The sequence below is a fragment of the Microvirga arvi genome (assembly GCF_016892765.1).
GTDB lineage: Bacteria > Pseudomonadota > Alphaproteobacteria > Rhizobiales > Beijerinckiaceae > Microvirga > Microvirga arvi.
Map to the genome: position 1 here is coordinate 29,736 of NZ_JAFEMD010000043.1, position 12,918 is coordinate 42,653.

Genomic DNA, 12,918 nt, shown 5'->3' on the forward strand with positions numbered 1-12,918 from the left:
GTTCCCTTCATTGATGCTGCCGGACATGGGCCACCGTCTCGTCAGGTCGCCGACGCGGAGGCTGTGCCCGGTACGGGCGTCAGCAGGACCACATCCGGATCGTCGGCGTGGTCGAGCAGCAGCTGCCGGACGCGGTCCTGCCACAGCCGGCGGAACTCCTGGGCCTCCGCCGGGGAGGCCTCTCCGCCAAGAACCCGTTGGAAGAGCGGTCTGGCATCAGCATGAAGCGGCACGGCGGCGGCGTTCAGGCTCGCGATGACGCGTTCGCTTGTATCACGACGGGTGAACTGAATCTCCCCGCAGATATCGCTCCCGAAGGCGAGCCGGTCACGGCGCTCGAACCGTCCTGCGATCCCCTTGAACCCGCCCTCGCCCGCCGCTCCGGTCAGGAGGGTGGCCGCCGAAGCCATCACGCCGGCTACACCCTCGGAGGCGCCCTGGCTCAGCGTGACGTCGATCTCGCCCCGCACCGGAATCCCGTTCCCGTACAGGCACCTGAGCGCCCGCAACGTCATCAGATAGGCGCCGGCCAGGGTCGGGCAGGAATGCCCGGCCAGTTTGACGGCATCGAGATAGCTGTACTCGACCAGTCCGTCCTCGGTGGCTCCGAGAAAGGCGCTCAACGGATCGTACAGCGTGAGGCGAGGCGCCTCGTCGAAGAAGCTTGGATAATTCATCGGGACCACCTGATCAGTTGAGCCTTGTCGTTACCGCAGTCCTGCGGCCTACTCGTTGCTCTGGCTCAACCAGGCTGACTATTGCCGGCTCCCGAACTTCGCCCACTCACCGGCGTTGGGGAAGATCATCGCAGACGGCTAGCCCGTCGGCGCCTCTCGGAGAACGCGGCCATGGTCGGTTCCGTTCGCTCTCACCTTGTTTGGGTTCTCATCGGGCTTCTCGGCGCATTCGCCCTGGCGCTAATCGCCGTCGAGCGCGGCGAGCACGTCAACGCGCTCTGGATCGTGGTAGCGGCCATCGCCACCTACCTGATCACCTGCCGCTACTACTCGCTCTTCATCGCCAGACGTGTCATGCAGCTCGACCCGGAGTGCGAGACCCCGGCGGTCCGGCACAACGACGGGCTCGATTACGTGCCCACCAACCGCTACGTGCTGTTCGGTCGTCACTTCGCCGCCATCATCGGCGCCGGCCCCCTCGTCAGTCTCGTGCTCGCGGCCCAGATGGGATACCACCGTCAGATCGCCTTTAGATCGAGATTTCCTCGATGCTCCGCGGCTCCTTTGCAGAGCGGCCATTCTCCTTGCGGCGTGCATTGCCCCGGACCTCATATGCCTTCAGCCGGGCACGCATGATGGAACCAAGCGGGCGGTGAGCGGACAGGCTGTGCGAGGGGCAGAAGAGCAGATCTTCATCCAAAGCCCGGCGTGCGGCATCGAAGGCCTCCTGCGGCGGCAGGACTAGGCGGGCGACCGGCCAGTACGGACTCTCGTCCTCGGGCCACTCGGCATTGGCATTTTCCACCGGCATGCGCTCCAGGTTGGTGCAGAGCTGGATGCCAACCTCATACTCCGCCGGATTGTCGCGAAAGTATTCCACGACCGCCGTGCGCAGGCCGTCCTCATCGGCGGGTGTGAAGCCGGCTTGCCGCAACTCATGCAGGCGGGGCATGGTGGGCCTGACCCGCAGCTTGGCGATGTAGTCGCCATAACGGAACGGGCATTGGCTGTAATAGGCCTCCGCCAAGGGATGGTTGAACGGATGGCCGTAGAAATCGAGGTTGGCGCTGTCCAGTCCGACGGCGTTGAGCGCCGCATTGGCCGCGCGTGATGAGGCCGAGACGGCTTGCTTCACCCCTTCCGGCAGCGGCATCGCCATCTCGGTCGCGGTGATCTGGGCCAGGAACACCTTGGCGGTGGGTGCAATGAAGACCTTGCCGGTGTCGAGCACCCAGTCCTGGGTCACCTCACGCTGATGGCCGGGCAGCATCTCGCCTTCGACACCGATGATCTTGAGGGACATGCCACGTGGTGTGGACACCCGGCGGTCGTCCAGGAACTCGCCAGGCACATGGGAAAGGCGCACCACGACCGGGTAGGTCCGCAGCTCGGCAAACAGCCCCTGGCGCAACTCGGGAGGCAGATCCTCCAGAACCCGCAGTTCCCCCTTGAGGATGCCATGCGCTTTTGCATGGGACGTGCGCACGGAGCGTCCATAGCGCTCCCGTGTGATCCGGCCGCCGCCAGCCATCGCCTCGATGATCCTGTCGAAGGTCTCCTGCTCGTCCGGCTCGACATCCTCCACATCGTCGCGGTAGCGGACGAGGGAGGGCTTTGCCTTGGGCTGGCCTGAGGCAAAGCCTCTTCCAGCGGGCAGCCGCGCGTCGCGAATGCCAGAGGGTTCACTGACAATCCGGCAGAGGGCGTCAGTCACAAGCCCATAGGCCAAATGAGCGACAAGTCCGCGGGCATGGGCGGTCCAGGGATAATCCTGCGGACGGCCGGACAGGCCCAGAGCGGCGTTCATCCCCTCGTCCTTGATCAGGAACATGCCCAGCCCGAAGAGGCTGCCCCTGCCTGCATCGAGGTAGGCGACGCGCCCGCGCAGGGCACCATACAGCGCCCCGGGCACCATCCCCAGCCCGTAATGCACGATGAGACCAGCTGTATCGCGCTGGCGCCGGGTCAGGACAAGTCCAGCCTGGTCTGCCGTTTCCGCGGCCAGAACTTGGGCCGGATCCATGCCGCCGGGGCGAGCCTGCTGGGTCTGCTGGCGTGTCCGCCTGTTGTCGAGGCCGCGCCGGAAGTTGAACCAGTCGATGCGGTCCATTACCCAGACAGCCGCCACTCCTGCGGCCGCGCCCGCCAAGGCATCTAGAACGATGTCTGCGGACGAATGCCGCGAATGCCGGCCGGAGCGCCTCCCGGTCCCTGCCGCAGATCCGGTGGAAGTTGCGTTGGTTCTGTCGCGTGCGGGCTGTGGCATGGCAAATCCTTACCGTAACAGTGCGGGTGTTGCCGAGGGCCACCCGTGGGCCTTGCGCTTTAACGTCCAATCGAAAGACGCCTCGACCGTTCCAGCTTCGCTATTCGGAGGGATGGTCACTCGCGTTGCATGTGGTGCCGGAACCTGTGCTGCGGCCGGCAATTGACGATGCAGGCGGCCTCAGGACAGACGGTTCTGGATCAATGCCACATCCGCCACTTTGGAGGAGAGACACCAACGGTCGTTCTCCTGACAAAGAGGCATTCTCTCTGACGGTGAGATTTGCGATGCCGATGCGCGTTCACGAAGTCCATCCCGCCCTTGCCCATTTCCCGGTGGCCCTGCTGCCCACCGCCGTGGCGGCCGATCTGATCGGGCGGCTCACCGACAACGACTCGCTGATGGAGATGGGGCGCCAGCTGATGCCGGTAGCGGCGGCCAGTGTCGCCGCTACCGGCATCGCAGGCTTTGCCGCGCAGGAGGCGGTCAGGACCAACGATGCCTCCCATGATATCTTGGTCACCCATCGCACGCTCAACATCGGCCTGCTGGCACTGTCAGTGGGTTTGGCAGTGATCCGTGCCCGCAGCCGGCGGCCCAGCGCTGGCTACCTGTTGGCAGGCCTCGCCGGGGCCGCCCTTGTGACGTACTCGGGCTATCTTGGCGGCCGAATGGTTTACACGCATGGCGTCGGCGTGACCCCTGCCGATGGGATCGAGCCGGAGCGGACGCCCGAGATGCCTCACGACGGGTTTGGGAGGGCCGCACGCACGTCTGCGTCCAACGTCGGCTATGCGCTCAGACACACCGCCCAGGAGATGGCGCAAGGGGAGATCGTCCCGAGATTTCAGGAGCATGCGCCCGCCTACCGGGAGCCAGCCGTAGGCTAGGCTCTGTCCCAAGTGGCAGCAGGCCGACCAGACCTGGGCCCGAGGTGCCGCCAGTGAAATGATCATGCCCCACGGTTCGATGTGACTGGGGGCAGAACCAAGGTTGCCGAATGGATCTGACCCGACTTGCTGCCGACGCGATCCTTACGGCCGCCGCCGACGCGGTGGTGGCAACCGACCGGGATGGGATCATCCAGGTGTGGAACCCTGGCGCGGAGCGTATCTTCGGCCACCGCGCCGACGAGGCGTTGGGCCAATCACTCGACCTCATCATCCCGGACCGCCTGCGCCCGCGCCATTGGGAGGGCTTCCACCGCGTCATGGCTACCGGCGAGAGCCATTACGGCGCAGGCGATCTGCTGTCGGTGCCGGGCATCCGCAAGGACGGGCAACGCATCTCACTGGAGTTCACCATCGTGCCGCTCAAGGATGAGCAGGGACAAATGCAGGGCCTCGCCGCGGTGATGCGGGACGTGACCAGCCGGTTCGAGGAAATCAGAGCCCTGAAGCAGAAGCTGGCGGAAGCAAGCGTACCACCGAGCCCCCACTGAAATCGCATGGCAAACCCGTTCTACACCATCGGGCACTCCACCCGAACCATTCCGGAGTTCGTGGACCTCCTCCGCGAGGCGAAGGTCGGTCTTGTGGTGGATGTCCGAACGGTTCCGCGCTCCGGACGAATCCGCAGTTCAACCGGGATGCCCTGCCCGACAGCCTTGCCGACTACCAGATCGGGTACGAGCACATTGCCGAGCTCGGCGGATTGCGCGGCAGGCAGCGTCTGGCAGAGCCATCCCCCCAACGGCTTCTAGGAGAACACGAGTTTCCGGAACTATGCCGACAACGCCCTGACGAGCCGGTTCCGCGCGGGGTTCGACCGCCTGACCGGCCTCGGCGGCCGGAGCGTCACGGCGATCATGTGCGCCGAGGCGGTGTTGCGGCGCTGCCACCGCCGGATCATCGCCGACTACCTGCTCGCCTCTGAGCACCTCGTGTTTCACATCCTCGGCCCCGGCAAGATCGGGCCGGCGGCGCTCACGCCCAGGGCCCGGCCGTCCACCGGCCGGATCACCTATCCCGCCTCGGAATGAAACCGGGCAACCTCAGCTGACGCCGGTGTAACGGCCGGGCCTGTGGTTCGTCGCGAGCACAAGGTTGAGCACGGAGGTTCCGAGCAGCGACAACACGAACCTGTCCGGCGCGAGGACAAACAGGGACGAAAGAAGGATCAACGCGTCGAGGGCCAACTGGACGTATCCAGCCCTCAGGTTGTGGCGCTCCTGCAGGTACAGCGCCAGGATGTTGATGCCGCCCAAACTTGCCCGGTGGCGGAAGAGGATTAGAAGTCCGATCCCGGTGAGTGCTCCGCCGGCGACCGCGGCAAAGATCGGGTCGAGATGGCCCATGCTGACCGAAGAGGCCGTCAGCTTTGAGAGCAGGGAAACCAGGAGGACGGCCAGAAAGGTCCTCACTGCGAGCTTCCAGCCCATTCTTTTGACGGCGAGGTAGTAGAACGGAAGATTGACGGTGAAGAAGGCAGCTCCAAACCCGAACCCGGTTGTCTGCCCCAGAAGAAGGGCGAGGCCCGCCGTGCCTCCGGTCAGCAGGCCGGCGGTGCTCAAGAAAGTAACCCCGAGCGCCACCATCAAGGTGCCCGTCAGGATGGCGGCCACATCCTCGTGAGGGCGATGCATGCTCGCCATGACCAGATCCGTCACGGTGTTCCCCTTGTTTCTGACCTCTTGCCCGGTGGGTTTCAGGACGTATCCGGCTTTCCGCCAAGTCTCTTTGACGAGAAGCAAGGACCGACACGATTGTCTGCTCCGTCGGGCGCATTTCAGGTCAGCGGCGCCGGACGCCGGGAACTCGGCACGGGACGGCGGGTTCCCCCTTTAGCCAAGCTTACGCTGCTGGATTGGGCGGGAATATGGAACGTGTGAGCTAACACAAGGAGCAGGATGCGAGTGACGAGCGAACGTTACGCCATAGGCCTGGCGCGCGCCTTCGGCGGGGCGATCATCTTCGGCATCCCGCTGCTGATGACCATGGAGATGTGGTCGCTCGGCTTCTCGATGGGCCGCGGCCGTCTGCTCCTGCTCATGGTCTTCACCCTCGTGCTGCTCATCGGCCTCTCCTACTTCTCCGGCTTCGAGAAGACCTTCAGTCTCAAAGAGGACGCCATGGACGCATTCGCCGCCCTCGGGGTCGGCGTGATCACGTCCGCGGTGCTGCTGGTGGTGCTTGCGGTGATCACCTTCGACATGAGCTGGGGCGACATCGTCGGACGGGTGGCGCTGCAGAGTGTGCCGGCGAGCATCGGCGCAATGCTCGGACGCAAGCAGCTCGGGGATGAGCAGGACATGGATGCGGAGGAGGAGCGCAAGCGCGAGGCGGGCTATGCGGGCGAGCTCTTCCTCATGCTGGCAGGCGCGCTGTTCCTGGCCTTCAACATGGCCCCGACGGAGGAGATGATCCTGATCGCCTTTCAGATGACGCCGTGGCACGCCTTGGCCCTGGGCGTGTTGTCTATGCTGCTCCTGCACGTTTTCGTCTACAGCATCGGGTTCTCCGGTCAGGAGGGCCGGCCCGAGGGCGGGACATTCCTGTCGACCTTCCTGCACTTCACCCTGACCGGCTACGGCGTCGCCCTGCTGGTGAGCCTCTACGTGCTCTGGAGCTTCGGACGGACTGACGGGGTCTCTGTGGCCGAGATGGCGAATATGCTGGTGGTGCTGGGCTTCCCAGCATCGCTCGGCGCCGCAACGGCGCGGCTGGTGGTGTGAGACTGTGGTGAACCGGGAACACAAGGCAGGCGAGATCCAGACAGCGAAGGCAGAGCAACAGGTGCCATGGCTCGAATGGGCCGCCTCCGGCATCGGGCTGTTCCTCGTTCTCGGCATCTTCGGCGTCATTGGATGGCAAGTATTCAACGGTGCCACCACGCCGCCCGAGATCATCGTCGAGGTCGACACAGTGGCGCCGGTGGAGGGTGGCTATCGGGTTCTCTTCCTGGCGCGCAACACCGCCGGCGAGGCCGCCGCGCAGGTGGAGATCGAAGGAACAGTGTCCAAGGCAGGCGCGGATACCGAAACCAGCCGGGTGGTCCTCGACTATATACCCGGGCATTCCGAGCGGCAGGGCGGGCTGTTCTTTACCTATGAACCGCGCTCCGGCTCCCTCGCTGTGCGCGCCACAGGCTTCACCACGCCCTGACCGGACGTCATCAAGGCCGCAATCGGCAGGAGACGCGATGATCAGGTGGGACTACGACATGCATGAGATCCTGGCGGACGGGGTCGTTCACGCGCTGGGGGTTGTTGGCGGTCTCGTCGCCGTGATCGCCCTATTGATCCTCGCCGCGCCCACGGTCGGCGCCTGGGAGCTGACATCAGTGGCGAACTATGGCGTCGGCCTGCTGGCGGTGCTCGTCATCTCCGCTGTCTACAATCTGTGGCCGGTCTCCCCAGTCAAATGGATCCTGCGGCGGTTCGACCCGCGGCCTGCTGGTCCTGGGCGGCATCCTCTACACGGCGGGCGTGGTCTTTCACCTATGGGAGGGACTGCGCTTCCACAAAGCGATCTGGCACGCCTTCGTGCTTGTCGCCGCCGCCTGTCATTACGGGCAGTGCTGGACTGCATGGTGATGGCGCGGGGCTGATTTCCAATGGTGCCTGAGGCGGCGCGACGTGACGCGTACCCGCGCCTCTCAATCGGGGCCGGCACGCCTTGCGCCTCACCAGAGCACATGAGCGGCTGCGGCAGTCATCGAAAGATTGTGCTAGCGCAAGGAAAACCGCCTCGTTCCACGGCACTCTCCGGCGGCATGAAGCGGAGTTCCTCACGATGACACCTGCCACCCAGCACCAGTCCCTGATCCAACCAGCGGCAAGCAATGCCGTCATCGAGAACCTGGCCCGCCGGGCCTATGAGGCTTGCCACCCGGACGACTCCTTTGACGCTCTGAAGCGGCGCGCAGGCTTTATCCGGCCGGATGCCGGACTGCTCCGCGCCTGGATGGCAGCGGCCCGAAGCGGACGGCTTGGCCCTCCCGAAGAGGTCTCCGCCGCCCAGGCTGCGGACAGGCCGGACGCGCTGGCCGCATGACAGGGCACACACATCCCTCGGACTGAGCCCCATCAGGAACCATCAGGCAAGCCGGGGATCCCGGCTCACGCCCGGTGACGCACACCCACCTCGGCATACAGGGCTGCGCATCCTACCGCCTCTCCCACGGTGACATCCCGGAGTGGCCAAGGTGGGCCGGATCAGGCTGAGGCATTGATAGAAGCTGCCATTTAGAAGAAGTCCAAACTGGGGTTTCCCATGATCGTCTGCTCGTGCAATGTCTTCTCGGATGGTGAGGTGCGCTCCTGCCTCAACCCCGGCCCGGCCTGCCCCCGCACGCCTGCCCAGGTATACCGCGATCTCGGCTGCGGCCCTCAATGCGGGCGCTGCGCCACCACGATCCGCTCGATCATGGATCAGGAACTAGCCCAGAACCACGCCTGCACGGCCGACTGCGCAACGGACTGCCCGATGACCCGGCGGGCCAACTCGAACGAACCGCCGAAGCTTGAGAGATGGCGGCGGCGCGCTACCATCATTGGCTCCGCACGGAGGCAGGGCCATGAAGGGTGATCCCAAGGCAATCGGGTATCTCAATCGCGGCCTGCACAGCGAGCTGACGGCGGTCAACCAGTACTGGCTGCATTACCGTCTACTCGACGATTGGGGCTACAAGGAACTTGCGAAGACCTGGCGCAAGGAATCCATCGAGGAGATGCACCACGCGGACCGCTTCATCGAGCGCATCATTTTCCTCGAAGGCTTTGCCAACCTGCAGGTGCTCGACCCCCTGCGCATCGGCCAGAACATCCAGGAGATCCTCGAATCCGACCTCGCGGCGGAATACGAGGCCCGCAACCTCTACGGCGAGGCGGCCGCTTATTGCGACAGCATCGGCGACCGGGTGTCGAAGAACCTCTTTGAGGAGCTGATGACGGACGAGGAGGGCCATATCGACTTCCTCGAAACCCAGCTCAACCTCGTCGAGCAGATCGGCATCGAGCTCTATGCCCAGAAGCATATCGGCGGCCTGGGGAAGGACGAGGCCGATGGCTGAGCCGGCGCCGGACCTCCGCACTGCGGCCCATCCCGGTCTCGGCTGCCCCTTGGCGCAGGTGCGGGTCAGACTCCGCAGGGCGGGGCTGCGCCCGACCCGGCAGCGTATCTGTCTCGGATGGCTCCTCTTCGGCAGAGGCTACCGTCATTTAACGGCCGAGACACTGTTTGCCGAGGCCCAGAAGGCGCGGGTGCCAGTCTCCCTTGCAACGGTCTACAACACTCTGAAGCAGTTCACGGATGCGGGGCTCGTGCGGCAGATCGCGGCCGAGGGCCGCAAGACCTACTTCGACACCGACTTGACGGATCATCACCATTTCCTGATTGAGGGGGACGAGGAGATCATCGACATTCCCTCCGCGACCATGAGCGTGACCGGGTTGCCCCCTGCCCCCGAGGGATATGAGATCGAACGGGTTGACGTGATCGTGCGGCTCCGCAGATGAGCTCGCGGCACCGCTCCGGGCTCAGTGGCCATGGGGCTGACACGCCAGCAGTGCCGCCCCAAGCCTGAGGCGGGAAGACCGCAGACTTCCGGGCTGGAAAGCCTACTTCTACGCTCAATGAACCCTGCCACGGCGCGGGCGCTTTGGAATGACCAGCAGACCGTCTATATAGAGCACTGCCGCAGCCATTTGGAGCACGTCTTGCAGCACACTGCCGGAGACGGCGGGCGTCGTTTGGCGCCCCCGGTGACCGCCGATCTCCTGATCGATGCCATCGGTGACATCGCCCTTGTCGTCCTCGACCTGGACGGCCGCATCATGAGCTTCAACGCCGGCGCCGAACAGATCAGCGGCTGGCGTGAGAACGAAGTTCTGGGGCGCCATTTCTCGATGTTCTTCCTGCCGGAGGAGGTGGCGGACGGCAAGCCTGCACGAGTGCTCGCCATTGCGCAGGAGACCGGCCGGTACTGCGAGGAGGGCATCCGCCTGCGCAGGGATGGCTCGCGCTATGTCGCCCATGTCACGGTGGCCCCGCTGCGGGACGAGGCCGGCACGGTGCAGGGCTATGCCAGGGTCGTCCGGGACATCACCGAGCGGGTTGCCGCCGAGCAAGCGCTGAAAGCTCGTGAGGCGCATCTGCGCTCGATCCTGGAGACCGTGCCGGACGCCATGATAGTCATTGACGAGCAGGCCGGGATCCAATCCTTCAGCGCCGCGGCCGTGCGCCAGTTCGGCTACGAGCCGGGCGAGGTCATCGGGCGGAATGTCAGCATCCTGATGCCGGAGCCCTACCGCACCCAGCACGACGGCTACATGCACCGATACCTCTCGACCGGACAACGCCGCATCATCGGCATCGGCCGTGTGGTCGTGGGCTTGCGCAAGGACGGCTCGACATTCCCCATGGAGCTGGCCGTTGGTGAGATGCGTTCCGAGGGCATTCGGTACTTCACCGGCTTCATCCGGGACCTGACCGAGCGCCAGCAGACAGAATCGCGGCTGCAGGAGCTTCAGTCCGAGCTCGTGCACATGTCACGATTCACAGCTTTGGGCGAGATGGCCTCCACCTTGGCGCACGAGATCAACCAGCCGCTCACAGCCATCACCAACTACCTGAAAGGTTGTCGCCGCATTCTGCAGCGCATGGAAGGGGACCAGGTGCCGATGCTGCGGGACGCCATCAACGAGGCGGCCGACCAAGCCCTGCGCGCCGGTCAGGTGATCCGCCACCTGCGCGAGTTCGTGGCCCGAGGGGAGACCGAGCGCCACATTGAGCACCTGCCGAAGCTTATCGAGGAGGCGAGCGCCCTGGCGCTGATCGGCGCCAAGGAGAAGGGCGTGCGTGTGGATTTCCGGCTCGATCCCAACGCACAGTTTGTGCTGGCCGACCGCATTCAAATCCAGCAGGTGCTGCTTAACTTGATCCGCAACGCCATTGAGGCCATGGAGGGGCTCCCCCGACGTGAGCTCGGCATCGAGACGGAGACGCAGCCAAGAGATGGCCTGGTCGAGATCCTCGTGCGCGACACGGGCACCGGCATCGCCCCCGAGGTCGCGGCCCAGCTCTTCCAACCCTTCGTGACCACCAAGGAACATGGCATGGGAGTTGGGCTTTCCATCTGCCGCACGATCATCGAGTCGCACGGCGGCAAGATCACGGTTGAGTCGGAGCCGGGCCACGGGACGACGTTCAGGTTCAGCCTGCGCACGGTGGATCAGGAGGAAATGGCTCATGCCTAACGAAACGATTGTCCATGTGGTCGATGACGACCTCGCGGTGCGGCAGTCGTTGTCGTTTCTGTTGGCCTCGGAGGGCCTGCCCGTGCGCCTGCACGAATCCGCGTCAGCCTTCCTGGAGACGGTAGCGGCCCCGTCCGGCTGCATCGTGACGGACGTGCGCATGCCAGGCATGGACGGCATCGAGTTCCTGCGCCATCTCAGGGGACAGGGCTTCGGCATCCCGGTGATCGTGATGACGGGCCACGCCGACGTGCCGATGGCGGTGGAGGCCATGAAGGAGGGAGCGCTCGACTTCATCGAGAAGCCGTTTGACGACGACCTCTTCCTGGCCGCCGTCCGCTCAGCCCTGCAGGTTCGGGAGCGGCTCGCCGAGCGCGATGCGCAGGCGGCCGAGCTCCAGGCCCGTCTTGACGGTCTCTCGGAGCGTGAGCGCCAGGTCCTGGAGGGCCTCGTGGCCGGCAAAGCCAATAAGGTGATCGGCTACGATCTCGACATCAGCCCTCGGACGGTGGAGATCTACCGGGCCAACGTCATGACCAAGATGCAGGCCGGCAGCCTGTCGGAGCTGGTGCGCATGGCGCTGCAGGCCGGCGTCGATTCAGGCATTCAGGCGCCCGCTCCTTAAGGGAAATTCCTGAATGATCCGCCAGGCGCCCGTTGAGGCAGATCAATCCTGAATTTTGCAGGACGCGGTATGCCAAGGACAATGCAGCACCGAGACCCCATCCTGCCGACAACCTCAGGACCCATCATTCTCGTCATTGAGGACGACGAGGCCGTTCGGCAGTCGCTGAAGTTCGCCCTGGAGCAGGAGGGGCTGGAGGTGCACGTCTACGAGAGCGGCGAGCGGCTTCTGGCGGACCCCGCCCTTCCCCGAAGCGGGTGCCTGGTCGTGGACTACGCCATGCCCGGGATGGATGGAATCACCCTGCTGAAGCGCCTGCGGCAGAGGCATGTTGATCTGCCGGCGCTCCTGGTCACCGCCAGATCCTCCCCGGCCGTGCGGGAGCGGGCCCTCCGCTCGGGGTTCCGCCAAGTGCTGGAAAAGCCCCTGGAGGACAATTCGCTGCTTGAAGGGATCCAGCGCGCGCTGGTGATTTCGGTATAGGCGCATCAGGAGCGGACAGGCGCTTTGGTGAGCTTGGTTGGCGACGACCATTCCGGTCCACCGACTTTGTCGATCCACTCAACGAGGTATCCCCAGAAGCAGGATGTTCGCCATCTAGAAGTTGCCTGCCGGCGCAGGGCAGGAGGTGGCGGCGGTTCGCAAGATGGAAGGAAGAGCAGCATGGCGTTGAACCACGTGAAGTCCGGTGACGTCGTCAACCTGCAGCCGCTCGGGGAGAGGCTGGCGGGGGCGAAAACAACCGCCTTGGTGAAGACAGACGCGTTCGAGGCGATCCGGCTGGTGATCCCGACGGGCCGAGACATCGCGCCCCATGAAGTTCCGGGCCCGATCACCCTGCAATGCCTGGAAGGGCGCGTTCTGCTGGGCCTCCCCGACACCAGCGTGGAGATGTCCGCAGGCCAGTGGATCTACCTCGACGGCGGCATCAGGCATTCCCTCAAGGGGCTTGAGAACTCGTCCCTGCTGCTCACGATCCTGTTCGGCCGGTGAGGCAGGACACCCTTGAGCCTTGCACCCTGGGATGCGCCGCTGCTTGGGCTGTCGACGGGTGCGAGGTCCCACTACCCGACCTGTGTCTGGATGCGAGACCTCCTTGGCGTGAGCGACGACCTGGAGGGCTTGAGGCAAAGCGTGTGGATCGGGTGGCTTG

General features: G+C 64.9%; 16 protein-coding genes and 2 pseudogenes. 15 read left to right on the forward strand and 3 right to left on the reverse strand.

Annotated elements, in window-relative coordinates; genetic code table 11:
• Nucleotides 1–41: 41 nt before the first annotated feature.
• Complete coding sequence (locus ILT44_RS21780) at nucleotides 42–677, reverse strand: hypothetical protein (RefSeq protein WP_204241712.1); 636 nt, start codon at nucleotides 675–677, stop codon at nucleotides 42–44.
• A gap of 171 nt (nucleotides 678–848) precedes the next feature.
• On the opposite strand from ILT44_RS21780, the pseudogene ILT44_RS21785 reads away from it, so the two are divergent.
• Nucleotides 849–1,190: pseudogene (locus tag ILT44_RS21785) on the forward strand (carbon starvation CstA family protein); the annotation flags it as partial.
• Between the two features lie 16 nt (nucleotides 1,191–1,206).
• On the opposite strand, the gene ILT44_RS21790 reads toward ILT44_RS21785, so the two are convergent.
• Nucleotides 1,207–2,943, reverse strand: coding sequence for a catalase family protein (locus ILT44_RS21790; RefSeq protein WP_204241714.1), 1,737 nt, complete (start codon nucleotides 2,941–2,943; stop codon nucleotides 1,207–1,209).
• 287 nt (nucleotides 2,944–3,230) lie between these two features.
• On the opposite strand from ILT44_RS21790, the gene ILT44_RS21795 reads away from it, so the two are divergent.
• The 3 genes and pseudogenes from ILT44_RS21795 (at nucleotide 3,231) to ILT44_RS31060 (ending at nucleotide 4,924) form a co-directional block, all read left to right on the forward strand.
• Nucleotides 3,231–3,833 (forward strand): DUF2231 domain-containing protein, encoded by a 603-nt coding sequence (locus ILT44_RS21795; RefSeq protein WP_204241715.1) that lies wholly within the window; start codon nucleotides 3,231–3,233, stop codon nucleotides 3,831–3,833.
• A gap of 110 nt (nucleotides 3,834–3,943) precedes the next feature.
• Nucleotides 3,944–4,384, forward strand: a complete 441-nt coding sequence (locus tag ILT44_RS21800; RefSeq protein ID WP_204241716.1) for a PAS domain-containing protein — start codon at nucleotides 3,944–3,946, stop codon at nucleotides 4,382–4,384.
• 6 nt (nucleotides 4,385–4,390) lie between these two features.
• A pseudogene (locus tag ILT44_RS31060) lies at nucleotides 4,391–4,924 on the forward strand (DUF488 domain-containing protein).
• A gap of 12 nt (nucleotides 4,925–4,936) precedes the next feature.
• On the opposite strand, the gene ILT44_RS21815 reads toward ILT44_RS31060, so the two are convergent.
• Nucleotides 4,937–5,551, reverse strand: a complete 615-nt coding sequence (locus ILT44_RS21815) for a YitT family protein (RefSeq protein WP_204241718.1) — start codon at nucleotides 5,549–5,551, stop codon at nucleotides 4,937–4,939.
• Nucleotides 5,552–5,791: 240 nt separating this feature from the next.
• Between ILT44_RS21815 and ILT44_RS21820 the strand changes: the two genes are divergently transcribed.
• From ILT44_RS21820 to ILT44_RS21870, 11 genes are all read left to right on the forward strand, one after another.
• Nucleotides 5,792–6,616, forward strand: a complete 825-nt coding sequence (locus ILT44_RS21820; RefSeq protein ID WP_239468435.1) for a TIGR02587 family membrane protein — start codon at nucleotides 5,792–5,794, stop codon at nucleotides 6,614–6,616.
• A gap of 7 nt (nucleotides 6,617–6,623) precedes the next feature.
• Nucleotides 6,624–7,046, forward strand: a complete 423-nt coding sequence (locus ILT44_RS21825; protein WP_201861275.1) for a hypothetical protein — start codon at nucleotides 6,624–6,626, stop codon at nucleotides 7,044–7,046.
• A 37-nt stretch (nucleotides 7,047–7,083) separates the two neighbouring features.
• Nucleotides 7,084–7,491 carry a hypothetical protein gene (locus ILT44_RS21830; protein WP_204241720.1) on the forward strand — a complete coding sequence of 136 codons (408 nt, stop codon included), beginning with the start codon at nucleotides 7,084–7,086 and terminating at the stop codon, nucleotides 7,489–7,491.
• Between the two features lie 185 nt (nucleotides 7,492–7,676).
• Entirely contained in the window at nucleotides 7,677–7,937 is a 261-nt protein-coding gene (locus ILT44_RS21835) for a hypothetical protein (RefSeq protein ID WP_204241721.1), read from the forward strand.
• Nucleotides 7,938–8,156: 219 nt separating this feature from the next.
• Nucleotides 8,157–8,471, forward strand: coding sequence for a (2Fe-2S)-binding protein (locus tag ILT44_RS21840; RefSeq protein ID WP_204241722.1), 315 nt, complete (start codon nucleotides 8,157–8,159; stop codon nucleotides 8,469–8,471).
• Entirely contained in the window at nucleotides 8,461–8,955 is a 495-nt protein-coding gene (bfr, locus tag ILT44_RS21845; protein ID WP_204241723.1) for a bacterioferritin, read from the forward strand. Before ILT44_RS21840 ends, bfr begins: the two co-directional genes overlap by 11 nt.
• Nucleotides 8,948–9,400 carry a Fur family transcriptional regulator Irr gene (gene irr / locus ILT44_RS21850; protein WP_204241724.1) on the forward strand — a complete coding sequence of 151 codons (453 nt, stop codon included), beginning with the start codon at nucleotides 8,948–8,950 and terminating at the stop codon, nucleotides 9,398–9,400. Before bfr ends, irr begins: the two co-directional genes overlap by 8 nt.
• Before the next feature lie 201 nt (nucleotides 9,401–9,601).
• Nucleotides 9,602–11,140: a PAS domain-containing sensor histidine kinase gene (locus ILT44_RS21855; RefSeq protein ID WP_239468436.1), complete on the forward strand. Its 1,539-nt coding sequence runs from the start codon at nucleotides 9,602–9,604 to the stop codon at nucleotides 11,138–11,140.
• Nucleotides 11,133–11,765, forward strand: coding sequence for a response regulator FixJ (fixJ, locus tag ILT44_RS21860; protein ID WP_204241725.1), 633 nt, complete (start codon nucleotides 11,133–11,135; stop codon nucleotides 11,763–11,765). The genes ILT44_RS21855 and fixJ overlap by 8 nt, the downstream gene beginning before the upstream one ends.
• Nucleotides 11,766–11,834: 69 nt before the next feature.
• Nucleotides 11,835–12,248 (forward strand): response regulator transcription factor, encoded by a 414-nt coding sequence (locus ILT44_RS21865; protein ID WP_204241726.1) that lies wholly within the window; start codon nucleotides 11,835–11,837, stop codon nucleotides 12,246–12,248.
• 180 nt (nucleotides 12,249–12,428) lie between these two features.
• Nucleotides 12,429–12,758, forward strand: coding sequence for a cupin domain-containing protein (locus tag ILT44_RS21870; RefSeq protein WP_204241727.1), 330 nt, complete (start codon nucleotides 12,429–12,431; stop codon nucleotides 12,756–12,758).
• Nucleotides 12,759–12,918 lie beyond the last annotated feature (160 nt).